This is a genomic window from Actinomadura madurae (genome assembly GCF_900115095.1).
Lineage (GTDB): Bacteria > Actinomycetota > Actinomycetes > Streptosporangiales > Streptosporangiaceae > Spirillospora > Spirillospora madurae.
This window is the reverse complement of the sequence record NZ_FOVH01000001.1, coordinates 1,135,419-1,157,916: the sequence shown is the minus strand read 5'-3', so window position 1 is coordinate 1,157,916 and position 22,498 is coordinate 1,135,419. Positions and strand designations below refer to the sequence as shown.

The 22,498-nt window shown below is 72.7% G+C and carries 23 protein-coding genes; 10 read left to right on the top strand and 13 right to left on the bottom strand.

The window, feature by feature from the left end:
* Nucleotides 1–25: 25 nt before the first annotated feature.
* Nucleotides 26–2,776, bottom strand: coding sequence for an alpha-L-rhamnosidase (locus BM339_RS05505; protein WP_075020061.1), 2,751 nt, complete (start codon nucleotides 2,774–2,776; stop codon nucleotides 26–28).
* 171 nt (nucleotides 2,777–2,947) lie between these two features.
* Between BM339_RS05505 and BM339_RS05500 the strand changes: the two genes are divergently transcribed.
* Together BM339_RS05500 and BM339_RS05495 are read left to right on the top strand one after the other, a co-directional pair.
* A complete protein-coding gene (locus BM339_RS05500; protein WP_024935696.1) occupies nucleotides 2,948–3,847 on the top strand; it encodes an AraC family transcriptional regulator in 900 nt (299 codons plus the stop codon).
* Nucleotides 3,848–4,105: 258 nt separating this feature from the next.
* The gene (locus tag BM339_RS05495; RefSeq protein ID WP_021596556.1) at nucleotides 4,106–4,519 is read left to right on the top strand and encodes a VOC family protein; all 414 of its coding nucleotides are present in this window, start codon (nucleotides 4,106–4,108) and stop codon (nucleotides 4,517–4,519) included.
* Here the strand turns inward: BM339_RS05495 and BM339_RS05490 are convergent.
* Nucleotides 4,507–5,145: a hypothetical protein gene (locus BM339_RS05490; RefSeq protein ID WP_177287619.1), complete on the bottom strand. Its 639-nt coding sequence runs from the start codon at nucleotides 5,143–5,145 to the stop codon at nucleotides 4,507–4,509. The genes BM339_RS05495 and BM339_RS05490 overlap by 13 nt on opposite strands.
* 82 nt (nucleotides 5,146–5,227) lie before the next feature.
* Here BM339_RS05490 and BM339_RS05485 point away from each other — a divergent pair, with 82 nt between their 5' ends.
* Nucleotides 5,228–5,821 (top strand): DinB family protein, encoded by a 594-nt coding sequence (locus tag BM339_RS05485; RefSeq protein ID WP_256255217.1) that lies wholly within the window; start codon nucleotides 5,228–5,230, stop codon nucleotides 5,819–5,821.
* Nucleotides 5,822–5,846: 25 nt separating this feature from the next.
* On the opposite strand, the gene BM339_RS05480 is transcribed toward BM339_RS05485, so the two are convergent.
* The 9 genes from BM339_RS05480 to BM339_RS05440 form a co-directional block, all read right to left on the bottom strand.
* Nucleotides 5,847–7,019: a phosphopentomutase gene (locus BM339_RS05480; protein WP_075020059.1), complete on the bottom strand. Its 1,173-nt coding sequence runs from the start codon at nucleotides 7,017–7,019 to the stop codon at nucleotides 5,847–5,849.
* Nucleotides 7,016–8,188, bottom strand: coding sequence for an alanine racemase (locus BM339_RS05475; protein WP_075020058.1), 1,173 nt, complete (start codon nucleotides 8,186–8,188; stop codon nucleotides 7,016–7,018). The genes BM339_RS05480 and BM339_RS05475 overlap by 4 nt, the downstream gene beginning before the upstream one ends.
* On the bottom strand, nucleotides 8,179–9,270 hold the full coding sequence (locus BM339_RS05470; RefSeq protein ID WP_075020057.1) for an aminotransferase class V-fold PLP-dependent enzyme: 1,092 nt from the start codon (nucleotides 9,268–9,270) through the stop codon (nucleotides 8,179–8,181). The genes BM339_RS05475 and BM339_RS05470 overlap by 10 nt, the downstream gene beginning before the upstream one ends.
* Nucleotides 9,267–10,196 (bottom strand): phosphotriesterase family protein, encoded by a 930-nt coding sequence (locus BM339_RS05465; protein ID WP_075020056.1) that lies wholly within the window; start codon nucleotides 10,194–10,196, stop codon nucleotides 9,267–9,269. Before BM339_RS05465 ends, BM339_RS05470 begins: the two co-directional genes overlap by 4 nt.
* Before the next feature lies 1 nt (nucleotide 10,197).
* Complete coding sequence (locus tag BM339_RS05460; protein WP_075020055.1) at nucleotides 10,198–11,577, bottom strand: YhfT family protein; 1,380 nt, start codon at nucleotides 11,575–11,577, stop codon at nucleotides 10,198–10,200.
* A 35-nt stretch (nucleotides 11,578–11,612) separates the two neighbouring features.
* Complete coding sequence (locus BM339_RS05455) at nucleotides 11,613–11,972, bottom strand: DUF2620 family protein (protein WP_021597852.1); 360 nt, start codon at nucleotides 11,970–11,972, stop codon at nucleotides 11,613–11,615.
* Nucleotides 11,969–12,346, bottom strand: coding sequence for a PRD domain-containing protein (locus BM339_RS05450; protein ID WP_021597853.1), 378 nt, complete (start codon nucleotides 12,344–12,346; stop codon nucleotides 11,969–11,971). Before BM339_RS05450 ends, BM339_RS05455 begins: the two co-directional genes overlap by 4 nt.
* Before the next feature lie 11 nt (nucleotides 12,347–12,357).
* Nucleotides 12,358–13,287 (bottom strand): GntR family transcriptional regulator YhfZ, encoded by a 930-nt coding sequence (gene yhfZ, locus BM339_RS05445; RefSeq protein ID WP_021597854.1) that lies wholly within the window; start codon nucleotides 13,285–13,287, stop codon nucleotides 12,358–12,360.
* A gap of 70 nt (nucleotides 13,288–13,357) precedes the next feature.
* Nucleotides 13,358–14,332: a helix-turn-helix transcriptional regulator gene (locus BM339_RS05440; RefSeq protein ID WP_075020054.1), complete on the bottom strand. Its 975-nt coding sequence runs from the start codon at nucleotides 14,330–14,332 to the stop codon at nucleotides 13,358–13,360.
* A 93-nt stretch (nucleotides 14,333–14,425) separates the two neighbouring features.
* On the opposite strand from BM339_RS05440, the gene BM339_RS05435 reads away from it, so the two are divergent.
* Nucleotides 14,426–14,836: a RidA family protein gene (locus BM339_RS05435; protein WP_024935699.1), complete on the top strand. Its 411-nt coding sequence runs from the start codon at nucleotides 14,426–14,428 to the stop codon at nucleotides 14,834–14,836.
* Between the two features lie 41 nt (nucleotides 14,837–14,877).
* Here BM339_RS05435 and BM339_RS05430 read toward each other — a convergent pair whose 3' ends face one another.
* Nucleotides 14,878–15,291, bottom strand: a complete 414-nt coding sequence (locus tag BM339_RS05430) for an OsmC family protein (protein ID WP_021597857.1) — start codon at nucleotides 15,289–15,291, stop codon at nucleotides 14,878–14,880.
* A 179-nt stretch (nucleotides 15,292–15,470) separates the two neighbouring features.
* Here BM339_RS05430 and BM339_RS05425 point away from each other — a divergent pair, with 179 nt between their 5' ends.
* The 3 genes from BM339_RS05425 (at nucleotide 15,471) to BM339_RS05415 (ending at nucleotide 18,993) form a co-directional block, all read left to right on the top strand.
* On the top strand, nucleotides 15,471–16,853 hold the full coding sequence (locus BM339_RS05425) for an MBL fold metallo-hydrolase (protein ID WP_021597858.1): 1,383 nt from the start codon (nucleotides 15,471–15,473) through the stop codon (nucleotides 16,851–16,853).
* Nucleotides 16,854–16,988: 135 nt separating this feature from the next.
* Nucleotides 16,989–17,423: a universal stress protein gene (locus BM339_RS05420; protein ID WP_177287618.1), complete on the top strand. Its 435-nt coding sequence runs from the start codon at nucleotides 16,989–16,991 to the stop codon at nucleotides 17,421–17,423.
* A 28-nt stretch (nucleotides 17,424–17,451) separates the two neighbouring features.
* Nucleotides 17,452–18,993 carry a bifunctional aminoglycoside phosphotransferase/ATP-binding protein gene (locus BM339_RS05415; RefSeq protein WP_256255216.1) on the top strand — a complete coding sequence of 514 codons (1,542 nt, stop codon included), beginning with the start codon at nucleotides 17,452–17,454 and terminating at the stop codon, nucleotides 18,991–18,993.
* Here the strand turns inward: BM339_RS05415 and BM339_RS05410 are convergent.
* Complete coding sequence (locus BM339_RS05410; RefSeq protein ID WP_075020051.1) at nucleotides 18,975–19,895, bottom strand: LysR substrate-binding domain-containing protein; 921 nt, start codon at nucleotides 19,893–19,895, stop codon at nucleotides 18,975–18,977. The two genes, BM339_RS05415 and BM339_RS05410, sit on opposite strands and share 19 nt — an antisense overlap.
* Nucleotides 19,896–19,966: 71 nt before the next feature.
* Here BM339_RS05410 and BM339_RS05405 point away from each other — a divergent pair, with 71 nt between their 5' ends.
* Genes BM339_RS05405 through BM339_RS05395 form a run of 3 tightly spaced genes read left to right on the top strand, consistent with a single transcriptional unit; the run spans nucleotide 19,967 to nucleotide 22,490 of the window.
* Nucleotides 19,967–21,148, top strand: a complete 1,182-nt coding sequence (locus BM339_RS05405; protein WP_021598803.1) for a thiolase family protein — start codon at nucleotides 19,967–19,969, stop codon at nucleotides 21,146–21,148.
* Nucleotides 21,145–21,840 (top strand): 3-oxoacid CoA-transferase subunit A, encoded by a 696-nt coding sequence (locus BM339_RS05400; protein ID WP_075020050.1) that lies wholly within the window; start codon nucleotides 21,145–21,147, stop codon nucleotides 21,838–21,840. Before BM339_RS05405 ends, BM339_RS05400 begins: the two co-directional genes overlap by 4 nt.
* A 2-nt stretch (nucleotides 21,841–21,842) precedes the next feature.
* Nucleotides 21,843–22,490, top strand: coding sequence for a 3-oxoacid CoA-transferase subunit B (locus tag BM339_RS05395; RefSeq protein WP_021598805.1), 648 nt, complete (start codon nucleotides 21,843–21,845; stop codon nucleotides 22,488–22,490).
* Nucleotides 22,491–22,498 lie beyond the last annotated feature (8 nt).

Genomic DNA, 22,498 nt, shown 5'->3' with positions numbered 1-22,498 from the left:
TCGGCCTCCTCGGAAGGTTCGCGGGTCAGCGCCGGGGTGGATGCGCGCCGAAGGAGTAGCGGCCGGAGGCCAGCTCGACGACGAGGACCTGGGCCTCGGGAAGGACGTCGATGATCTCGATGCCCTCGCGTGCGGCGAGAGCTTCGCCGCCTTCACGGACACCGCCGGGATCGACGGTCGGGATGTGCAGGGTGGCCGAGGCTCCGGGCGGGACGGCGGCCTCCAGACGGAGTTCGCCGTCCTCGATCGACCAGCCGCAGGAGACGTCCCCCAGCGGGGTCGCCTGCCGGGCGCGGGCCCACGTAGGCGTGCCGCCGATCCGCGGCCGGAGCAGCAGACGCTCGTAGGCGACCGAGCCGGGGCGCTGGTCGATGCCGGCGACGCCGCCGTAGAGCCAGTCGCCGATCGAGCCGAGGCTGTAGTGGTTGAAGGAGTTCATCTCGGGCGACTGGAATCCGCGGTCCTCGGTCCAGCCGTCCCAGCGCTCCCAGATCGTGGTGGCGCCGTGCCGGATCGAGTAGAGCCAGGACGGAAAGCTGTCCTGGTGCAGCAGCGCGTAGGCCAGGTCGGCGCGACCGTGCTCGGCCAGCGTCGGGCACAGCAGCGCGACGCCGACGAACCCCGTGGTCAGGTGCCGGTCGCGGGCCTCGATGTCGGCCGCGAGGTGCCGGACGGCCGCGGGAACGAGCCGGTCCGGCATGAGCTCGAACGCCAGCGCGAGGAGGTAGGCGGTCTGCGTTCCGCCCTCGACGCGCCCGTCGGAGGTGTCGACGAAGGCGTCCACGAACGCCTCGCGGATATCGGCGTGCAGGGCACCGTGGCGTTCGGCGTCGGCGTCCTCGCCGAGCACCTCGGCCGCCTGCGCGACGATCCGCGCGCTGCGTGCGAAGTACGCGGTGGCCAGCAGGTCCCGCGGCGTCGTCGCGTCCACCTGGAGCCAGTCGCCGTAGTGGTTGCCGACCCGGTGCCGCCACACCAGGTCGGGGTTGTGCCGATGGATGTAGTCCACCCACGCCTTCATGGCGGGATACGACCGCTCCAGCACGCGGCGGTCGCCGTAGGTGCGGTACAGGTGCCAGGGGATGATGACGCCGCCGTCGCCCCAGGCCGGGGCCCCTTCGCGCTCGACGCAGACCTTGGGGGCGACGTCGGGGAAGGCGCCGCCGGCGTCCTGGGCGTCCACCACGTCCCGCATCCAGCGGGCGAAGAACGCGGCCACATCGGCGTTGCGGCACGCGGTGGGCAGGAACACCTGGGCGTCGGCGAGCCAGCCGAGCCGCTCGTCGCGCTGCGGGCAGTCGGTCGGGACGGCGACGAAGTTGCCGCGCTGCCCCCAGACGATGTTGGCGTGGAGGCGGTTCACTGCCTCGTCCGAGCAGGCGAACTCGCCGGTGAACGGGGTGTCGCTGTGCAGCACCCGCCCGGTCACGTCCTCCGGCGCCAGGTCGCCGGGGTACCCGGTGATCTCGGCGTACCGGAACCCGTGGAAGGTGAACGTCGGCTCGAACACCTCCACCGGCTCACCCGCGGCGACGTAGACGTCGGTGGCCTCGGCGGTGCGGAGGTTCTCGACGTACAGTTCCCCGTCGTCGAGCATCTCGGCGTGCCGAAGCCGGATGCGGCGCCCGCGTTCGGCGCCCCGGACGGTGAGCCGTACCCGCCCGACCATGTTCTGGCCGAAGTCGACGATCAGGCGGTCGCCGGGCCTCGCGTCGATCGACCGGGGCGCCAGCTCCTCGGTGACGCGGACGGGAGGGTCGGGGACGGCGCGCAGCACCTCCGTGGATCGGTCGAGGACGACGGCCGGGGCCCAGATGCCGTCGTCGTATCCGGGCGCGTCCCAGCCGGGGAGAGCGTCACAGGCGTCCACGTACTCCCCCATGAGCAGGTCGGCGTACTTGATGGCGCCGTCGCGCTCCCGCCAGCCGCCGTCCGTGCCGATCCAGCGCCGTGACCCGTCCGGGAAATCGAGCAGGACCTGGACGATGAGCTGCGGCGCCTGCCCGTAGCGGAGGGCCTGGTGACGGGAGTCGAACCCGACGTACCCGCTCCACCAGCCGTCCGCGAGCACGGCGCCCAGCACGTTCTCGCCGTTCCTCAGCAGGCCGGTGACGTCGTACGTCTGGTAGAGGACGCGGCTGTGATACTCGGTCCAGCCCGGCGCCAGCTCGGCATCACCGACGCGATGCCCGTTCACCCTCAACTGGTAGAGGCCGCGCGCGGAGCAGTAGGCGCGCGCCCGTACCGGCATCCGTCCGTCCAGGTCGAAGGAGCGCCGCAGGTGGGACAGGGGCGCCAGGTGCCGGGTGCGGTCGGTACGGCCGCCGCTCTCGGGGCCGCCGGGCGGTTCCACCACGCCCGCCGCCTTCGGGTCCCTTCCGATCCACGCGGCACGCCATTCGCCGGCATGCATCAGACCGGTCTCGAACCAGGATTCCGCCTTCCCCGCCTGTGACTCCTGGGAATCCCAGACCTCGACGCGCCAGTGGTACCGGGTGGAGGACTGAAGCGGCGGACCGTCATACGGGACCAAGACGCCGTCAGCGGACTCGCGGCGGCCGGTGTCCCAGACAAGCCGTTCCGCATCGTCGAGGTCCCGGCGCTGGAGCGCCACGGTCAACCTGTAGGTGGTCTGCCCGTCTCCCCTGCGGGACGACCGCAGTTTCCAGGAAAGGCGCGGAGACGCCTCGTCCAGGCCCATCGGCGTTTCCAGATGCTCGCAGGTGAGCCCGTAAGGTTCCAGCACTGCGGCGGTCGTCCCTTCGGAACCGGTCATCCCTTCAACCCCCCGGCGAAGCCCTTGATGCTGTGGCGTTGCACCCGTTAGATGATCCGCGTGGCGATCTAGGCAGGAATCCTGCGCGAAGGCACCCCGTCCGGATAGCCCGATACCGGCCTGCACTAGCACGATGTTCGCTTCCGGGCCCGGCGCTAGAGTGTGGGGCCCATGAGCGAAGTGCCAGTTCAAGAGGCCAAAGGGCTCGCCTACATTACCGACGGCTCAGTGGCCTACGCCGGGCGCCATTTCCACGAGACGGGGCACCCCGTGCACACGCACAGCTTCGTCGAGGTCGCCGTCGTCACCGGCGGGCACGGCGTGCACAGATCGCTCACGGGCCGCATGGACGTGAAGGTCGGGGACGCCATCCTGCTGCGCCCCGGAGTCTGGCACGGGTACGAGGACTGCCAAGGGCTCAACCTGTACAACTGCTGCTTCAGCAGCGACCTCCTCCAGCGCGAGTTCGCCTGGACACGCGAAGACCCGCTCCTCGGCTACCTGCTGTGGACGGGCCCCAATTCAGTGCAGCGCCGGGGCATCCTGACCACCCGCCTGGATCCGCAGGCGCTCAAGACATGCGCGGTCCATCTGGACGAGCTGGCCGAGCTGAGAGGCCGCCCAATGGACCGGCACCGGGCGGACATCATCGGACGGCTCTCACTGTTCCTCGGCCACCTGGCGCGAGCCGTCGCGAAAGAAGTCGGAGACGTTCCCGGCGTGGAGGCCCGCACCCACCCGGCCGTCCTGGACGCCATGCGCCTGCTGGAGTCACGGCTCGCCCACAAATGGACCCTCGACGAACTCGCCGAAGAACTGCACCTGACGCCCCGCTACATCATCCGCCTGTTCAGGGCGGCCACCGGCCTGCCGCCCATGGCCTATCTCGCGCAGCACCGCGTTGAGAGGGCGGCCTACCTTCTGCTGCACACCGACCAGCCGATCACGCAGATCGGCCGCGCCGTCGGCTGGGCCGACCAGAACTATTTCGCCCGCAGATTCAAAGCCCACTACGGTCTCACGGCCAGCACCTACCGGAAACGATTCACCCACCCTTCAGTCCTGCTCTGAACGACCGCGGCAGTGCACGGTGATCCCCCGGGTGCGGCGCCGACACTGAGCCCGTTCAGCGGCACGCCCTGGAGCGGCAGCCGGTCGGCAACCGTGCCGAACAAGCAGGTCACGCCGGTGCGCGCGGAGCCCCCGAGCAGCGTCCGTGTGCGCGCAGGACCGGTCAGGAATCAAGAAGCGCCGCTCGCCGCCCGTGCGTAGCGTGATTCTCGTAAGGGCGCAGGCAGCGCATTAGCTCCGAACAAAAGGAGACAGGAAATGAAGGCGAACGTCAGCGCGATCCTCCTCGCCGTCCGGGATATGGACCGGGCCAAGGAGTTCTACACCCAGGGGCTCGGCTGGAAGGTCCAGAATGACTGGGGAATCTCGGTCTTCTTCGAAACGGACGGGGCCACCCCGGTCGGCTTCTACGGCCGCGAGGGGCTGGCCGAACAGGTGGGCACCAGCCCCGAGGGCAGCGGCTTCAGCGGGTTGGTCCTCACCTACGTCGTCCGCAGTGAGGCACGCGTCGACGAGGTCCTCGAAGAGGCGCGGAAGGCCGGCGCCACGATCCTCAAGCCCGCCGGCAAGCTGCCGTGGGGCGGGTACGGCGGCTCCTTCGCGGACCCGGACGGATACATCTGGAACCTCGCCTACAGCGACCAGAAAGCCGACCAGCCCTACGCGGAATAACCACCGAGTAGCTGTTCCGCTACCCGTCCCCGAGGTCTGCGGTCAGCCTGTAATGATCGCTCGCCTGGACACCGCCGACCGGATGGACGAACACGCGCCGGCAGTCGTCGATGGGGAGCGTCGGCCCGCCCGTCCAGGCCACAGCGCCCGAGCACGTAGTCGATCCGGCGGAACGGCCAATCTCCGTCCTCCATCAGCGGGTTGTCCGGGGCGTAGGTGACCCCCGGTTCGCCGGGGTGGATCCGGTCCCAGGCATCTCGGTAACAGACGCTCGTGTTCTGCAGAGAACGGAGTCCCATCCAGAATCGCACGCTGGCCGCGTCGGGCGCCGCGTCGAGGTCTCCGGCGAGCACGACGTGCATGTCGCGTCCGTCCAGCATGGTCTCGATGAGCCGTGCGGCGGCGACGGCCCGCAGTTCGCGCTCGTACTCCATGTCCAGCCGCCAGCTGGAGACATGGTTGACGAGCAGCAGCGGTCCAGCCGGGTCCGGTGCCATGACCTGGGCGCCCAGGGTGGTGCAGGCGAACCCCGCCGTCCGGGGCGTGAGGTCGAGGTCGGCCTCGCGGACGCCGTCGAACGGCCATCGGCTCCCGATCCTGTCCCCGCGTGTTCCCCAGAGGTTCATGGTCATCACCTGCATGGGCGGTTCGTTACCCGGTCTGCGAGCGGTCACGCGGGCGGTTCGGGGTGGTGGCAGACTGCGCGGCATGATGAGTGGATCGGATCCTAAGGCCGACCTTCGGCTCTATCTGCAGGCCGGGCGGGACGCCCTGCTGTGGAAGCTCGAGGGGCTCTCGGAGTACGACGTCCGCCGTCCGGTGACGTCGACCGGCACCAACCTGCTGGGGCTGGTCAAGCATGTGGCCAGCATGGAGCTGATCTACTTCGGTGACACGTTCGGGCGGCCGTCCGGCGAGGCCATGCCCTGGTTCGCCGAGGGCGCCGAGACGAACGCGGACATGTGGGCGACGGCCGACGAGTCGCGTGCGGAAGTCATCGGGCTGTACCGCCGGGCGTGGGCGCACTCCGACGCCACGATCGGCGCGCTGGCGCTGGACGCGATCGGCCGGGTGCCGCACTGGCCGGACGAGCGGAGCGAGACCACGCTGCACCGGATCATGGTGCACATGATCGCCGAGACCGACCAGCATGCCGGTCACGCCGACATCGTCCGGGAACTGATCGACGGATCCGTGGGCTTGCGGCCCGCCAACGACAACATGCCGTCCAGTGACAAGGCCTGGTGGGAGGACTACCGGGCTCGGCTGGAACGCGTGGCGCGGGAGGCGGGCACGGGCTGACGCGCGTGGGTCGTTCGGCCCGGCCTCACTCGCGGAGGTCGATGCCCAGTGCGCGGGCCGCCGTCGCGGCGATTGTCGCCAGGGTCGAGGCGTCCGGGGCGGTACCGGTCGGGAGTCGCTGGTTGTAGTGCAGGACGGGGACGAACTCCCGCGTGTGGAAGGGGTGGCCGATCGTCGGGTCGTTGCCGTGGTCGCCGGTGACGATCAGGTGATCGTCGGGGCCCACGATCGCGAGGAGGGAGGCCAGTCCGGTGTCGACCTCCTCCAGGAGGGATCCGAACCGGCGCGCGTCCTGCTGGTGCCCGGCCAGGTCCGTTTCCTGGACGTTCGCCACGACCAGGGCGTCGGCCGTGCGGGCGAGGGCCTTGGCGGTCTGTGCGAGGACTTCTCCGGTCTCGACGGCCGGCCGGTGCTCGGCGGACGGGCACGTGATGATGTCGGCGGCCTTGCCGACGAGGGTCACCGGCAGGCCCGCCGCGGCGGCGCGCGAGGGGAGCTGCCGGGCGTGGTCGATCTCCACGGCCAGGTGGGCGACCCGGAGGCCGTCGTTGACGTAGAAGCCCGAGGCGGGCGTGTCCAGGCCCGCCGTCCCGCCCGCGCCGGACCGGACGGCGCGCGGGAGCGGCGCGGGGCCGTGGCCGCCGACCGCGATCACCCGGGCCGTCGGGGCCACCGCCCGGACCGTCCGCGCGATGGCCAGGACCGCCTCGAACGGAAGGTCGTCGAGGCGGGCGCTGACGTTCCAGCCGAGGCCCGGGTCGGCTTCGAGGTTGTCGCCGACGACGGCACTCCCGTCGACGAGGAGGACGGGGAGGTCGTCCAGCGGACGTGCCGTGTGCCCGGCCGCGCGCAGTGCGGCGGCGACCGTGTCGATGTGGTCGGAGAACAGGGCGAGGGCCGTCCCGCTCATGTCGGTGCCCATCATCGTCTGGTGTCCGCTGAAGGTGTCCGCGCCCGGGTATCCGAGGGCGGCCCGTCCCGCGGACGCCCCGGCGGCGACGGGGAAGGCCAGGCTCTCGTGCGGATGCAGCAGCCCGAGTCCCAGGGCGCCGAGCGTGGGAAGGCGCGGTGTTCCGCCGGCGGTGTCCAGGACGTGGCCGAGGGTGTGCGCGGCGGCGTCGCCGGCGCGCAGGGCGGACGCGTTCGGCATGGCGCCGATGCCGAGGCCGTCGACCACGAGGACGGCGACGCGCGTCACCAGGGCCTCCCGTGCGAGTCCGCCAGGCCGAGGAGCCGGGGCCTGCCCGAGGAGACCCCGCGCAGGGCGCCGACCGAGCTGCGGGTGACGAAGATCTGGGTGCGGAAGGCGAGGACGGCGGTGTCGCCGACGCGCAGAGGCGACCCGGAGGGCGGGGCGCCCAGAAGGCGGTAGTAGTCGATGTTCTCGGGCGGAGCGGGTTCGACGGGGAGGGTGAACGGCTCGCCGGTACTGGGGAACACGAGGGCCTCGGACGACCGGCCCCGGGGGTAGAAGCCGCCGCCGAAGACCGCGGGCCGGCCGTCCGGGAGGATGTGCGCGATCTCGGAGACGTACACCATCGCGGGCAGTTCGGGCTGGGTGAGGTCGGTGGCGTGCAGCGGGGTCGTCGCCGTGAGCGCGTGACCGGGCTCCCCGTGGGTGGCCCCGTGCGCGGCCAGCACCGGGATGCTGGCGGCGGCCGTCGCGCTGGGCGCGCTGACGACGCTGACGGGCGACCCGGCCGCGGCGAGACGGGACCTGGCGGTCAGGAGCGTCTGGAGGTTCGGAGTGGGTGCGATGGCCGCGGACGGCTCGTCGTAGAGCAGGCAGGGGAACGAGGTGACGCCGTCGAGGGTCACGGCGTCCATGCCCTCTACCTCGGCGGCGAACTTCTCCACATCGTCCAGGGGCACGCCGCCCTCCTGCCCCGGGTAGAACCGGTCGGTGGCGGCGACCACCCGGGCCAGCAGCGGCTGCGTGATCCCGAGGTGCTCCGCGGCGGCGGACACCGCGCGGGCTTGGTCGGCTCCGAAGACGGTGACGTACGAAGGGCGCCGGGCCAGCACGTCCCGCATGGCGCCGACCGGAAGCTGGACGAGGTGGCCGACGTTGCCCAGCCCCGCCCCGGCGTCCTGGATCGCCCGGACGCCGCGCAGGTCGATGGCCGCGGCGAGCGGGAGATGCTCGGCCACCGTCCGGATCACGTGCGGGTTGCGCCCCACCTGCTTGAACACCGGCCACAGCCGGACGTCGTGGGCGGCGGCGACCGCGGCGAGCGCCGCGGCGTTGGCGGCGACCGCGTCCAGGTCGATCAGGTAGGTGTCGGGCGGGATGCGGCCGGTGCGGTGGAGTCCCGCGGCGGCCTCCACGAGCCGCGGGTTGCGGGCCAGCGTCGCGGTCAGGAACACCGCGCCTCCCGCAGCGCGTCGGCCAGGATCGTGAGGACGAGGTCCGCGCCCGCCCGCATCGGGTTGATCCGGATCGTCCAGTCGGCCAGCTCCGGGGTGCCGGCGAGGAAGGTCCCGGAGAGCCGGTAGAAGAGCGGGGCGATCTCGTAGCGGGAGTTCGCCCCGACCGGGTAGGGAGCGGCCCCGAGCCGTGCGGCCCCCTCGATGACCCGCCGGGCCACGGGGGCGTCCAGCCGGACGAGCACGCACCGGTCCTGCGCGTTGGCGACGCGGACCTGGGCGACCCCGGGCACCTCGCCGGCCTCCAGCCGCTCGGCGATCTCGGTGACGACCGCGGACTGCACCGCCCACAGCACGGGGACGTGGGTCAAAGCGCGCAGGGCGTCGAGCGCCTGCGGCCCCTGCACCTGGCCGCCACCCGAGTAGTTGAGGGCGTGCACGGTGTCGACGAGATCGCGCGAGCCGACGACCAGCCCGACGCCTTCGGGGCCGAGCAGCTTGAACAGCGACAGTGCCGACGCCTCCGCGCCCATCTCGACACCGGTCCGGGGGACGCGGAACGCCGCGTAGTTGTCGTCGACCAGCGCCCGGACGCCCACGGCCGCGTACCGGGCGATCACGTCGGCCGGGTCGTAGTGATCGCCGGGGCTCTGCCGGGAATGCTGGATGTAGACGCAGGTGGCCGCCGCCTCGGCGGGAGAGGTGTTGAAGTCGGTCTCGACCAGGTCGAGCCCCATGGACCGGAAGGTCGCCGCGGTCGTCGGGTAGACGGGCGAGGTGTGCACGATCAGGCGGTCGCCCGGTATGACGGCCGCGGCGAGCATGGCCCTGATCGCGCCGCTGCCCGCGCCCTGGACGAGGGCCGCCGCGGGGGCGCCGAGGAAGTCGGCCAGCACGTCCTCCGTCCGGCGGGTGGCGTCGGGCCGTCCCCACTGCGGCGTCACCCCGACGTCCGCGGAGAACAGCCGGTGCCCGTCGAAATGGGCCGCCACGCACTCCAGCAGCCGGAACTGCCGGGCGATCGCCTCGTCCAGGGGGACGGTGGGCAGCGGGTGGGTCTCGCGCAGCTCCGGCGCGGTCATCGGGCCTCCCCCGAGGTCAGGAACCGGACGGGATTGTCGTGCAGGATCAGGCGCAGGGTCGTCTCGTCGACGCCCGCCGCCGCGAGCCGGGGGGCGAACGACCGCAGGACGGTGCCGTAACCGCCGCCGCCGTGCGCCGTCAGGTAGCCGGCGCGGGAGACGTCCGCGCTGAGCAGGAGCCGGTCGGCGTGGCCGGCGCCGATCAGGTCGAGCGCCCGCCGGAGCCGGACGTCGTCGCTCTGGTAGGAGGCCTTGCCGACCGTGTCGAAGGCGACGTACGCGCCGGCTTCGGCGATCTTGCGGTGTGTCCGAGCGTCGTCCAGGAGGTCCTGGTGGCCGATGCTGATCCGGCCGGGAGGCAGGCCCTCTGCGGTCAGCACGTCGAGCTGCGCGAGCCCGCCGCGGCCGAGGTGGGCGTGCGTGGCGAGCGGCAGGCCCGAGCGGAGGGCGGCGCGGGCGGCGGCCCGCAGGCAGCGCTCCTCGTCCCCCGCGGGCGTCCGGCCGGTCGTGCCGATCTCGCCGATCACGCCCGGCCGGACGGCGGTACCGTCCAGCCCGTTCTCGATCTCGTCGAGCAGCCGGCGGGCCAGGTCCGCGACGCTCGATCCGGCGACGTAGGACGGGTGGAACGCGGCGTGGTAGAACCCGGTCGCCGCCACCACCGCCACGCCGGACCGCTCGCTGATCCGGACGAGCGCGGCGGCGTCCCGTCCCATGCCGAGGCAGGTCAGCTCCACGACGGCCGCGAGGCCGTGCGACCGCCGCAGCTCCGCCAGCTCACCGGCGACCTTCGCCTCCTCGTCGAGGAGTGCCGCGGGATCCGGTGCCCGCCCCGCGGGCCCGCGCAGGTCGACGCGCAGATGCTCGTGGGCGAGCACCGGTCCGTCCGGTACTGGGACCTCCCCGAGTACGGTCCTCAGCCTCATGTCATCCCTTCAGCGGAGTGAACAGGTCGAGCCAGTGCAGGACGTTCAGGGCGATCCCGGCGACGACGACCGCGGCCGGGCCCGCCGCGAGCCGGACGATCGGGCGTCCGAGCGACTCGTTCAGCAGGTAGAGCCCGCCGACGAGGGCGATGCCGAGCCCGCCGCCCATCTTCGCGGCGGCGGCGATCGCGCCGAACAGGATCGCGATCTCCAGGGTCTTGCCGATCGCGTTGCGCAGATGGTCCGAGGCGTCCCGGATCGACGGGAGCATCGCCAGGCCCTTGCCGATGTAGGACAGGGCCAGGATCTCCAGCGTGAGCAGCACGGCGCCGCCCACGGCGGCCACCGCCACGTTGGGCGCGAGGTAGGCCAGCGGATAGATGAAGGTGAAACCCACGATCTGGTAGGCGCCGCTCGCCAGCGCGGTCGTCGCGATGAGGGGCAGGAAGCCGAACGCCCGGTAGAAGTCGACCTGCGCGGCCTCCCCGTAGTCGCCCTTGGCCACCAGGAAGCTCGTCGCCTCGCCGCCGCCGAAGATGTGCAGGTTCACCATCGCGGCGAGGGCGGCGCCGAGCAGCGCGAACCACGGCAGGTGGCGGCGGAGCCGCTCGGCGTTCGCGCCGAACAGCGACGCGACCGGGTCGCCAGCGGGCTTGCCGTCCGCCGGAATGGTCGCGGCCCCGGGCGCGTCCGCTTTCTCCGCGGCGCCCGCGGCCCGGGCCGTGCGCCGCTCCCGGAGGTCCTTGGCCAGGGAGAACCCGAGCAGCATCAGCACGCCCGCGGCCATCGCCAGCGCGCCGGGGAACTGGTCCGGCCAAGCTTTCATGGACAGCACCACGATGGCGATCTCCACGACGAAGCAGGCGATGCCGTGCACCCGGCCGAACTGGGTCGCGATCGCGATCACCGGGAACAGCAGGAACATGAACAGGATCGGCGTCGCCATCTCCTGCATCGCGGTGAGGAAGTCCACCGGCAGGTCATGTGCCGCGTTGTTCGCCCCGGACAGCCCGAAGACGACCAGCGCCCCCCAGGCCCCGCCGAGGATGGGCGCCAGCCAGCGCCGCGGCGCGAAGAGGCCGAGGATGTCGGTCGGCAGGAACAGCAGCCAAGGGTTCAGCACCCCGGTCGACAGGGCCATCGGGGCGCCGAGCCCGAAGACGAACCCGGCCGACAGACCGAACGACACCGCGGTCATCTCGCCGCGGTTGGTGTTGCCCCGGATGAAGTCCAGCAGGAAGGGGCGGACGCCGTCGTTGAAGACGGCGAGCGCCATGTTCGAGACCAGCGCGGTGAGCGCGCAGACGGCGACGACGGTGAGGGCCTGCGGCACGGAGAAGTCGAGCTTGTCCGCCGCGGCGTAGGAGAGGGCATAGGGCATGGCTGCCTCCGAGGGGAAGGATCAGGACGGGCCGATCACCCGTTCCGCCGCCGTTCGCCGATGGCGCCGGCCAGGACCGGGACGACCTGGTCGGCCTGGTCGATCGAGAAGCCGAAGGCGACCTTGCCGTCGGCGAGCGCGGCCTCGGCGTCGGCCGCGGTGGCCTGGCCTCGGCCGAAGGTGAAGCACCGGGCGGCGCCGAGCAGCCCGACGAGCACGCCGAGGGAGCCCCCGGCCCCGGTGTGGCACGTTCCGACGTAGTAGTCGGCCCGCCCCGTCATCAGGCGCGTGGCGGCGTCCATGTCGTTGGTCACGACGACGTCGAAGCCGCCGATCTCCTCCAGCCGCCTCGCCACGTCGGCCTTGCCGACGCCGCCCACCAGGATCGTCGTCATCGTGTCGCCTCCCGTTGTCCGAGCAGGGCCAGGTGCAGGGCGAGGAAGCGCACCTCCTGCTCGGGCAGGCCGGTGCCCAGCACCGACCGGGCCCGTGCGGCCAGCGCCCTCGCCCGTTCCACCGCGTCCGGATGGCCTTCCAGTTCTGCCCGGACGGTCTCGTCCGCGGGGAAGTCGCTCAGTGCCGCGCCGTCGCGGGCTCGTTGCAGGGCCATCAGCAGATGGCTGACCAGCGTTCCGGCGCTGTCCTCGGTGACCGCGCCGCCCCCCGCGTCGAGCGCGTGGAGCTCGTCCCGTACAAACCGGCAGATGTCCGGCGCGGCCTGACCGGTCCGTTCGAAGATGTCGAGCCGCTCCGCCAGCAGCCGATCCATGGTGGTCTCCTTCAGTACGAGGGCAGCCGGTCGCCGGTCAGGACGGCCTGCTGCGTGCGGGTCACGAGATCGGCCGAGATGCGGCCGCGGATCGCCTCCAGCGCCGGGGAGTCGTCGGCGCGGACGGCCAGGACCGCGCTGGAGTTGCGGTCCGCGAGGTCCGCGGACGTCAGCTCGTCGAACGGGATGGTCGTGCAGTCCTCGTCGATGTGCTGGTGGACCTCGTCCAGGTTCCACACCGAGGCGTCCACCTCGCCCCGGCGGAACAGCTCGCCCAGCTGCATGTAGGAGGTCTCGACGTACCGGACGGACCTCCCGGAGAAGACCAGCCGGGTGAGCTCCTGCTGGTCGGCCGAGCTGGTGTCGACCGCCACGGCCAGGTCCGGATCGTCCAGCGACACCCCGGCCCGGAGCAGCACCCCGTGCGCACCGACGTACGTCCGCGGGCCGAGGTCGGCGAGCCTGGCGAGGGGGAAGCCCTCGCCGAACTCCTCGAACGCCAGCCGGGACACCGCGATCAGGTCGACCTTCCCGTCCATGAGCGCGTCGAGCCGCGCCTGCGCCCCGCGCATGAACGTCAGCGCGAACGGGATCCCGGCGTCCTCGAACGCCGCCCGCAGCCCCGTCGCGAGCCCTTCGTACCGGCGCGAGTACGGCAGCGGCATCGCGGCGAGCATCGTCCCGAGCCCGGCCAGCTGCCACAGCCCGGCCCGGTCGACCTCGCGGAGGTAGGTGCCGAGGTGCCCGCGCGCCTCCGTACGCACGGCACCGGTGGTCTCCAGCAGCTGCAGGGCCGCCTGCACCGTGCCGTTGCCGACCCCGAGCCGCTGCGCGTAGTCGCGGATCCTCGGCAGCCGCGAGTCCGGCTGCTGGTTGAGCAGCTCCGCCGCCAGCCGCCGAGCCGCCAGCCCGTTCCGCGTCAGGAACCGTGCGTCCAACATGGCTCGGAACAATATCCAGGATCCTGTACATGCACAAGAGGCGCTGGGACGATGCCGACGACGGGGTCCGTCAGGAGGGTGGTTCGTAGCGGGCGGCCAGGGCGGTGGCGCGCTTGTGCAGGGAGGTGCGCAGCCACTCCGGGGCCAGGGCTTCGGCGCTGGTGGCGAGCTGCCACAGCGCCCATTCGGCGTGCCTCGGGTCCTGGAAGGTCACCTTCAGCCGCAACCGGCCGTCGGCGCCGGTCTCTTCGGCGAGGACGGCCAGCGCGGTGTCCAGCAACTCCTCCCGCCGTGCCGGGTCCAGCCGGACCAGGACGGCGACCTGGTCGCCGCCGGTCCGGAACCGCGTGCTGCGTTCCTGCCAGGCCCGGTCCAGATCGATCCGGTCCGGCCGCTGGGCGGGTTCGCGGAGCTCCTCGGCGGCCACGACGCGGGACAGCCGGTAGGTGCGGTCCTCGCCCGATCTCGTGGCCAGCAGGTAGCCCTGGTCGCGCACGGTGACCAGGCCGACCGGGTCGACCGTGCGCCACCGCGGCGCCTGGCCCGCGGCCGCGTAGTGGATGCGCAGCCGGTGCCCGGCGAGCACCGCGCGCCGGATCTCGGCCATCACCGCGTCGGGCGCCTCCTCGGCGGCCACGCGGCGGGCGAGCAGATCGGTCTCCGGGTCGATGAGCAGCCGTTCCGCCGCGCCGACGGCGGTGTCCCGGTGGCTCTCGGGCAGGGCGTCGACCACCTTGAGCATGGCCGAGGCGAGCGCCGAGCCAAGGCCGAACGCCTGCGCGCCGCGCCGCGATCCGGCGATCAGCAGGGCGAGGGCCTCGTCGTGGTTCAGTCCGGTGAGCCGCGTCTGGAAACCGGGCAGCAGCGAGAACCCGCCGTGCCGGCCGCGTTCGGCGTAGACGGGGACCCCGGCCGCGGACAGCGCCTCGATGTCGCGCAGCACGGTGCGGGTGGACACCTCCAGCTCGCGGGCGAGCGCGGCCGCCGGCAGCCGGCCGTGCCGGCGGAGCAGCAGCACCAGCGAGACCAGCCGGTCGGCGCGCATGCGGAAACCGTACCGAAATACGTGACACAGGATGTCGTGATTAGTTGCGAGGCTTCCATCACCGCGACGTCAACGGATGGAGCTGATGTGACCATAGAGCGAACGGCGGTCAACCCGTGGACCTGGTCGATCGAGATGGGGTACAACCAGGGCGAGATCGTCTCCGGGCACGCCCGGACCCTGTACTGCGCCGGGCAGACCGCGATGAGCGGCGACGGCGAGCCCCTGCATGCCGGCGACATGGCGGCGCAGCTGGCGCTGAGCCTCGACAACCTTGAGGCCGTTCTCGGCAAGGCGGGGATGTCCCTCGGCGACCTCGTCCGGCTCAACGTCTACACCACGGACGTCGACCTGCTCTTCCAGCACTACGCGGTGCTGGCGTCGCGGCTGGGCGCCGCCGGGGCGGCACCGGCCACCACGATGCTCGGGGTGACGCGGCTGGCGATCCCGACCCTGATGGTCGAACTGGAAGGAACCGCCGTCTCCGGACGCGACCTCGCCTGACCCGACCTCGCGGCCTCCGCCGGTGCGGGGGCCGCGAGCGGTCAGGCGACCCTGGCCTCGGTCTCCAGCCGCACGCCGATGTTCGGCGGCGTGAGGAGCGCGTTGTCCACCGTGCAGACTTCGACGGCCGCCAGGAGCGCGTCGGCGTCCCCCTCGGAGAGCCGGGTGGGAGGCCGCAGCCGCAGATCGATGCGCGAGACCCGGGCGGGAACTCCCGGCCCCATCACGTAGCCGGCAGTGACCTCCAGCCCGGTCGCCGGCAGGCCGCGCCGCGCCAGGAATCGCCGCGCGTAGTACGCCGCGCGGGCGGCGAGTGACGCCACGAACAGCTCGACCGGCGTCGGGCCGATGTCCATGCCTCCGGCGCCGTACGGCTGGTCCACATGGATCACGTGGTCGCGGACGAGCACCGCGAACGCGTCGTTCTCTCGGTGGACCACCAGCATCTCGCCCATCAGGGCCACCTCCTCCCGCTACCGGTTCCTTTCCGCCCCAGTGTCGGCGGCGGACGTTTGCGCAGGTAGAGCCAAAGGTCCCTTCCTTCAGGACAGCTGGACATGAGGTACCTCACCCTGGGCAGACAGTCCCTGCCGGCCGCGGCGTACATGGCTGAGGGGTAGAGGGGTGACCGCAGATGGCGCATGTCGAGGTGGTGGAGACCTCGTCGCTGGGCGACCGCAGCTACCTGGCCCACGACGGGCACGTGGCACTGGTCGTCGACCCGCAGCGCGACATCGACCGCTTCCTGGCCCTGGCCGGACGGCTCGACGTCCGAATCACCCACGTGGCCGAGACCCACCTGCACAACGACTACGTCTCAGGCGGTCTGGCGCTGGCCAAGGCGACCGGTGCGACCTACCTGCTCGCCTCCGACGAGGACGTCCGGTTCGACCGGACGGGCATCGGCGACGGAGACGAGGTCGCCGCCTCCGACGCGCTGGTCCTGCGGGGCGTGGCCACCCCGGGGCACACCTTCCATCACCTGTCCTACGTCCTGTCCGGTCCGGGCGGGCCCGAAGGGGTCTTCACCGGCGGCTCGCTGCTGTTCGGCACCACCGGCCGCACCGACCTGCTCGGCGCCGAGCACGCCCACGACCTGGCCCGCCGGCAGCACGCCTCGGCACGGCGCCTGGCCGACCTGCTGCCCGACGGCGCGCATGTCTGGCCCACCCACGGGTTCGGGAGCTTCTGCTCGGCGAGCCAGTCCGACGCCGCGTCCTCGACCATCGGCCGGGAAAGGCGGACCAACCCGGTCCTGCGGCTGGAAGCCGACGACTTCGTCACCCGGACCCTCGACGGGCTGGACGCCTACCCCGCCTATTACGCCCACATGGGGGTCCGAAACCGCGCCGGCGCCGACCTGATCGACCTCACCCCCGCCCAGGCCGCCGACCCCGCCGAGCTGCGGAACCGCATCGCCGCCGGGGAATGGGTCGTGGACCTGCGCTCCCGCAAGGCGTTCGCCCAGCGGCACCTGGCCGGGACGCTCAGCTTCGGCCTGGACGGATCGATGGCCACCTGGCTCGGCTGGCTGGCTCCCTGGGGCCGACCCCTCACCCTGCTCGGCGACAGCCCCGGCCAGCTCGCCGACGCCCAGCGGGAACTGGCGCGCATCGGCATCGACCGGCCGGTCGCCGCCACACCCGGCACGCCCGAGCAGTGGGCAGGGGGCGACACCGCACGGCTGGAGGCCACGCCCGTCGCATCGTTCGCCGACCTCGCGGCGGCCCGCTCCGGCCGCGTCCTCGACCATCTGCCCCCGCCGGACGTCGTGCTGGACGTCCGCCTGCCCGGCGAGTGGAGGGACGGGCACATCGACGGCGCCGTCCACATACCGCTGCCCGAGCTGGCCCGCCGAGTGGACGAGATACCCGAAGGAACCGTCTGGGTGCACTGCGCCTCCGGCTACCGGGCCGCCGCCGCCGGCAGCCTGCTCCAGCGCGCCGGACGCCGGACCGTCCAGATCGACGACGCCTACTCCGGCGCCGCCACCGCCGGCCTCGCCGAGCCTCGATGACCGGCGACAGGACGCGAGCGACCCCCCGCGAGGCCGTGGGCCGAAGGTCCCTTGTTCGCGGGACGCTCGGCACTGACCAGCGAGCGGTCAGGGACGGAAGGGTGGAGGTGACCGAGGGAGGTCACGATGTGGGTCATGCCCGAACAGCGTTCCGTCGTCGTCGGCGTCGACGGGTCCCCGAACTCCATGGCCGCGCTGCGGCGTGCCGCCCGGGAGGCCGGCGACCGCCACGCGCGGCTGGACGTCGTCCGCGTCCTGGAGCCGGACGGCGCCCCGGCGCGGCGTGCCCTGCGCACCTTCCGGGAGTGGCTGCGGCTCCGCCGCCTGGCCGCCCGCCCGGTCCCCCGCGCAAGGCACATGACCACCCGGCTCCGCATCGTCCACGGGCGGCCGGGCGAGGCGCTGGCCGAGGCCGCCGAGCACGCCGAACTGCTGGTGATCGGCGCCCGCGCGCATTCCGAGCACGGCAACCCGCTCGGCGGCGACACCGTCCCGGTCGTCCGGGCGAAGGCGCGGTGCGAGGTCGTGATCTGCGCGGACCACACCGCCGCCACGAGCGAGAGCCGCTGAGGCGCGGCGGAGGCCGGGGAGGAGCACCATGCGAAGCAGAACCGCCGGGGCCGTCATGACCGGCGAGACCAGCGGCAGGCCGGTGGAGGGAGCGGCCCTCGCCGAGACCCACATCGGCATCGTCTTCTTCGTCGGCGACCGCGCCTACAAGCTCAAGAAGCCCGTGAACCTGGGATTCCTGGACTTCAGCACCCGTGAGCTGCGCGAACGCGCGTGCCAGGAGGAGGTCCGGCTGAACCGGCGGTTCTCCTCCGACGTCTATCTCGGCGTCGCCGACGTGCACGGACCCGGCGGCGACGTCTGCGACCACCTGGTGGTGATGCGGCGGATGCCCGCCGACCGGCGGCTGTCCACCCTGGTCCCGGCCGGCGCGCCCGTCGAGGACGCGCTCCGGGACGTCGCCCGGACCCTGGCCGCCTGGCACGCCAAGGCGCCGCGCGGGCCCGGCATCTCGGCCCAGGAGACCCGGGACGCCGTCCGCGGCCGCTGGCAGGACAGCTTCGATCAGGTCCGGTTCTTCCACGGCCGCGTGCTGGACGCCGAGGCCGCCGCCGAGACCGAAGAGCTGGCGAAGGATTTCCTCGCCGGCCGGAAGGCCCTGTTCGACGCGCGCATCGACGACGGCCGCGTGGTCGACGGCCACGGCGACCTGCTGGCGGGCGACATCTTCTGCCTGGACGACGGGCCCCGCATCCTCGACTGCCTGGAGTTCGACGAGAAGCTCCGCTCTCTGGACGGCCTCGACGACGCCGCGTTCCTGGCCATGGACCTCGAACGCCTCGGTGCCTCGAAGCTCGCCGAACGCTTCATGGACTGGTACGCCGACTTCGCCGCCGACCCCGCGCCGGCGTCTCTGCGCCACCACTACGTGGCCTACCGCGCGTTCGTCCGCGCCAAGGTCGCCTGCCTGCGGCAGGCCCAGGGCGCCCCGGACGCGGCCGGGGAGGCACGCGCCTACGCCGAGGTCGCGCTGCGCCACCTGCGCGCCGGGCGGGTGGGGCTGATCCTGGTGGGCGGGCTCCCCGGCACCGGGAAGACCACCCTCGCCGGCGAGCTGGCCGACCGGCTCGGATGCTCGCTGCTCAGCAGCGACCGCGTCCGCAAGGAGCTCGCCGGGCTGGCACCCACCGAATCGGCCGCCGCCTCATACGGCGACGGCATCTACAGCGCGGAATGGACCCGGCGCACCTATCGCGAGCTGGCCGAGCGCGCCACCCGGCTCCTCCGCATGGGTGAGACGGTCATCCTGGACGCCTCCTGGACCTCGCAGGAGAGCCGCGACCTCCTCGCCGCCGCGGCGGAGCGGGAACACGCCCACCTCACGGCCCTGCGCTGCGAAGCTCCGGCGTCCGTGTGCGCCGAGCGCATCCGGACCCGTCCGCGCGGCAGCTCCGACGCCGACGCCGAGGTCGCCGCCGCGATGCGCGCGCACGCCGCGCCGTGGGAGGTGTCGACCCCCGTCGACACCGCGGGCGCCCTGGCCGCCGCGGTCGACGCGGCCCTCGCCGCCGTCCGCCCGCACGGCGCCGAGCACCTCTGGCCGCACCGCCCCTACATGGCCCCCGGCTGAGACGGTTCCTGCCCGGCCGCTCGCACGATCTGCCGGACGACCGAGACGGCTCGCGCCAGGTGCGGTTCCGTGCGGTCGGTCCGGTGGGCGATCGCGAGGTCGACCTGGGCGGAGGGCCGTACCAGGGGCCGGAAGACGACGCCGTCCAGCGCCAGGACCGCCACCGGTTCGGGGACGACGGCCACCCCGAGGCCGCCCGCGACGAGGGTGATCAGGGTGGAGGTCTCACCGACCTCGTGCCGGATCCGGGGCTCGACGCCGGCGTCGCGGAAGAGCCCGAGCACGACGTCGTACATCACCGAGCGGCGGTCCGCGGAATGCACGATGAGATCGGCGTCCGCCAGGTCCGTGACCCCCACCCGGAGAAGGGCGGCCCCGGGGTGGTCGGCGGGGACGGCGACGACCAGCCGGTCCCGGCGCAGCGGCAGGACGGTGAGCGAGAGGTCGGCGATCGGCGGACGCAGCAGCGCCAGGTCGATCTCGCCCGTCCGCAGCGCGGCGACCTGGTCGGGCACCAGCATCTCGCCGCGGAAGGAGAAGTCGACCCCGGGCAGCTCCTGGGAGAGGCCGCGGGAGAGCGCGGGCAGCAGGCTGTAGGTCGCCGACCCGACGCAGCCGACGGCGAGATGCCCGACCGCTCCGGCCGCGACCCGGCGGGCCTCGTGCGCGGCCTCGTCCACCTCGCCGAGGATCTGGCGGGCGCGCGCCAGGTAGGCGCGCCCCGCGTCGGTGAGGTCGACCCGGCGCGTGCTCCGGTGGAGCAGCTCCACGCCGAGCTCGGCCTCCAGCCTGCGGATCGCCTGCGACAGCGGCGGCTGGGCCATGGTGAGCCGTTCGGCGGCGCGCCCGAAGTGCAGCTCCTCGGCGACTGCGACGAAGTACCGCAGGTGACGCAGATCCATATCGTGAGCATATTAATCAGAGCGGATACTGATACTTCACTGTATCAGGGCAGGTCTCTAGCCTCGATGTCATGACCTCCTACCTGTACTCCGCCGTCCGGACGCCGTTCGGGCGGTTCAACGGCGCGCTGGCCGGTGTCCGGCCGGACGACCTCGCGGCCGGCGTGATCACCGCGGTGCTGGACCGGGCGCCCCGGCTGGATCCGGCCGACATCGGCGAGGTCGTCTGGGGCAACGCCAACGGCGCGGGCGAGGAGAACCGCAACGTCGGCAGGATGGCCGCGCTGCTGGCCGGCCTGCCGACCAGCGTGCCGGGCACGACCGTCAACCGGCTGTGCGGCTCAAGCCTCGACGCGGCGATGATGGGCTCCCGGACGATCGAGACGGGCGACGCGGGCATCGTCCTGGCCGGCGGGGTGGAGTCGATGACCCGGGCGCCGTGGGTGCTGCCGAAGCCCGCCAAGGGCTTCCCGCCCGGCGACCTCGCCGCGGTCTCGACCACGCTCGGCTGGCGGCTGGTGAACCCGCGGATGCCGAAGGAGTGGACCGTCTCGCTCGGCGAGGCCAACGAGCAACTCCAGGAGAAGTACGGCATCGGCCGGGAGCGTCAGGACGCGTTCGCGCTGCGCTCCCACCGGCTCGCGGCGGCCGCCTGGGACGAGGGCTTCTACGACGACCTGGTGGTCCCCGCAGGCGAGCTGAAGCGCGACGAGGGCATCCGGGCCGACACCTCGCCGGAGAAGCTGGCCGGTCTGAAGCCGAGCTTCCGGCCGGACGGCACGATCACCGCGGGCAACGCCTCACCGCTCAGCGATGGCGCGGCCGCGCTGCTGCTCGGCTCGGCCAGGGCCGCCGACCGGATCGGCCTCGACCCGGTCGCGCGCATCGCCGGGCGAGGCGCGTTCGCGCTCGACCCGCAGGACTTCGGCTACGCGCCCGTCGAGGCGGCGAACCGCGCCCTCGCGCGGGCCGGGATCGGCTGGGACGAGGTCGGCGCGGTGGAGCTGAACGAGGCCTTCGCCGTGCAGTCGCTGGCCTGCGTCGACTCCTGGGGCATCGACCCGGAGATCGTCAACACCCGGGGCGGCGCGATCGCGATCGGGCACCCGCTCGGAGCCAGCGGCGCCCGCGTCCTCGGCACGCTCGCGAAGGTGCTCCGCGAGAGCGGCGACCGCTGGGGCGTCGCCGCGATCTGCATCGGCGTCGGGCAGGGCCTGGCGGTCGTCCTGGAGAACATGGAGGCGGGAGCGTGAGCCGCGCGGAGATCTTCGACCGCGTCGACGAGGCCGTCCGGGGGATCGAGGACGGCGCCACCGTGCTGGTCGGCGGCTTCGGCTTCGCCGGCATGCCGTTCGACCTCATCGACGGGCTGATCCGGCAGGGCGCGAAGGACCTGACCATCGTCTCCAACAACGCCGGCAACGGGGACGTCGGGCTGGCCGCGCTGCTCAAGGCCGGGCGCGTGCGCAAGGTGCTCTGCTCGTTCCCCCGGCAGAGCGACTCCCACGTCTTCGACGAGCTCTACCGGGCCGGCAGGATCGAGCTGGAGGTCGTGCCGCAGGGCAACCTCGCCGAGCGGATGCGCGCCGCCGGCGCGGGCATCGGCGCCTTCTACTGCCCGACCGGCGTGGGCACGCCGCTGGCCGAGGGCAAGGAGACCCGGACGATCGACGGCCGCGTCCACGTCCTGGAGTACCCGATCAAGGGCGACGTGGCGCTGATCAGCGCCCACCGCGCCGACACGATGGGCAACCTGGTCTACCGCAAGACCGCCCGCAACTTCGCCCCCGTCATGGCCACGGCCGCGACCACCACCATCGTGCAGGTGGGCGGGGTCGTCGCCGCGGGCGGCATCGACCCGGAGACGGTCGTCACACCCGGCATCTTCGTCGACCGCGTGGTGCGGGTCGAGGAACGGCACTACACCGTCCAAGGAGCGCGCTGACCATGTCCCACACCACAGGGCCCCTCTCCCCGGACGAGCTGGCCGCGATCGTCGCGCGCGACATTCCGGCCGGCTCCTACGTCAACCTCGGCATCGGCCGCCCCACCAAGGTCGCCGACCATCTCCCCGAGGGCTCGGGCGTCGTGCTGCACACCGAGAACGGCATGCTCAACATGGGCCCCGCCGCGACCGGCGAGCAGATCGACCCCGATCTCACCAACGCAGGCAAGGTCCCGGTGACCGAACTGCCCGGCGCGTCCTACTTCCACCACGCCGACTCGTTCGCCATGATGCGCGGCGGCCACCTCGACGTGTGCGTGCTGGGCGCGTTCCAGGTCTCGGCCACCGGCGACCTCGCCAACTGGAGCACCGGCGCCCCCGACGCCATCCCGGCCGTCGGCGGCGCGATGGACCTGGCCATCGGCGCCAAGCAGGTCTTCGTGATGATGACCCTCTTCGACAAGAAGGGCCGGTCCAAACTGGTGCCCGAGTGCACCTACCCGCTGACCGGCGTCGGCTGCGTCGGCCGGGTCTACACCGACGTCGCCGTCATCGACGTCGGCCCGGACGGGGCGTCGGTCCGCGAGACCTTCGGCGTCACGCTCGACGAGCTCCGCGACCGGCTGCCCGTCCCCCTCAAGGGGGCCTGACGCACGGT

Coding starts and splice junctions, on each gene's coding strand:
- BM339_RS05505 (WP_075020061.1), bottom strand. CDS start 2,776: ATGACCGGTTCCGAAGGGACGACCGCCGCAGTGCTGGAACCTTACGGG.
- BM339_RS05500 (WP_024935696.1), top strand. CDS start 2,948: ATGAGCGAAGTGCCAGTTCAAGAGGCCAAAGGGCTCGCCTACATTACC.
- BM339_RS05495 (WP_021596556.1), top strand. CDS start 4,106: ATGAAGGCGAACGTCAGCGCGATCCTCCTCGCCGTCCGGGATATGGAC.
- BM339_RS05490 (WP_177287619.1), bottom strand. CDS start 5,145: ATGAACCTCTGGGGAACACGCGGGGACAGGATCGGGAGCCGATGGCCG.
- BM339_RS05485 (WP_256255217.1), top strand. CDS start 5,228: ATGATGAGTGGATCGGATCCTAAGGCCGACCTTCGGCTCTATCTGCAG.
- BM339_RS05470 (WP_075020057.1), bottom strand. CDS start 9,270: ATGACCGCGCCGGAGCTGCGCGAGACCCACCCGCTGCCCACCGTCCCC.
- BM339_RS05465 (WP_075020056.1), bottom strand. CDS start 10,196: ATGAGGCTGAGGACCGTACTCGGGGAGGTCCCAGTACCGGACGGACCG.
- BM339_RS05460 (WP_075020055.1), bottom strand. CDS start 11,577: ATGCCCTATGCCCTCTCCTACGCCGCGGCGGACAAGCTCGACTTCTCC.
- BM339_RS05455 (WP_021597852.1), bottom strand. CDS start 11,972: ATGACGACGATCCTGGTGGGCGGCGTCGGCAAGGCCGACGTGGCGAGG.
- BM339_RS05450 (WP_021597853.1), bottom strand. CDS start 12,346: ATGGATCGGCTGCTGGCGGAGCGGCTCGACATCTTCGAACGGACCGGT.
- yhfZ (WP_021597854.1), bottom strand. CDS start 13,287: ATGTTGGACGCACGGTTCCTGACGCGGAACGGGCTGGCGGCTCGGCGG.
- BM339_RS05440 (WP_075020054.1), bottom strand. CDS start 14,332: ATGCGCGCCGACCGGCTGGTCTCGCTGGTGCTGCTGCTCCGCCGGCAC.
- BM339_RS05430 (WP_021597857.1), bottom strand. CDS start 15,291: ATGGGCGAGATGCTGGTGGTCCACCGAGAGAACGACGCGTTCGCGGTG.
- BM339_RS05425 (WP_021597858.1), top strand. CDS start 15,471: ATGGCGCATGTCGAGGTGGTGGAGACCTCGTCGCTGGGCGACCGCAGC.
- BM339_RS05420 (WP_177287618.1), top strand. CDS start 16,989: ATGCCCGAACAGCGTTCCGTCGTCGTCGGCGTCGACGGGTCCCCGAAC.
- BM339_RS05415 (WP_256255216.1), top strand. CDS start 17,452: ATGCGAAGCAGAACCGCCGGGGCCGTCATGACCGGCGAGACCAGCGGC.
- BM339_RS05410 (WP_075020051.1), bottom strand. CDS start 19,895: ATGGATCTGCGTCACCTGCGGTACTTCGTCGCAGTCGCCGAGGAGCTG.
- BM339_RS05405 (WP_021598803.1), top strand. CDS start 19,967: ATGACCTCCTACCTGTACTCCGCCGTCCGGACGCCGTTCGGGCGGTTC.
- BM339_RS05395 (WP_021598805.1), top strand. CDS start 21,843: ATGTCCCACACCACAGGGCCCCTCTCCCCGGACGAGCTGGCCGCGATC.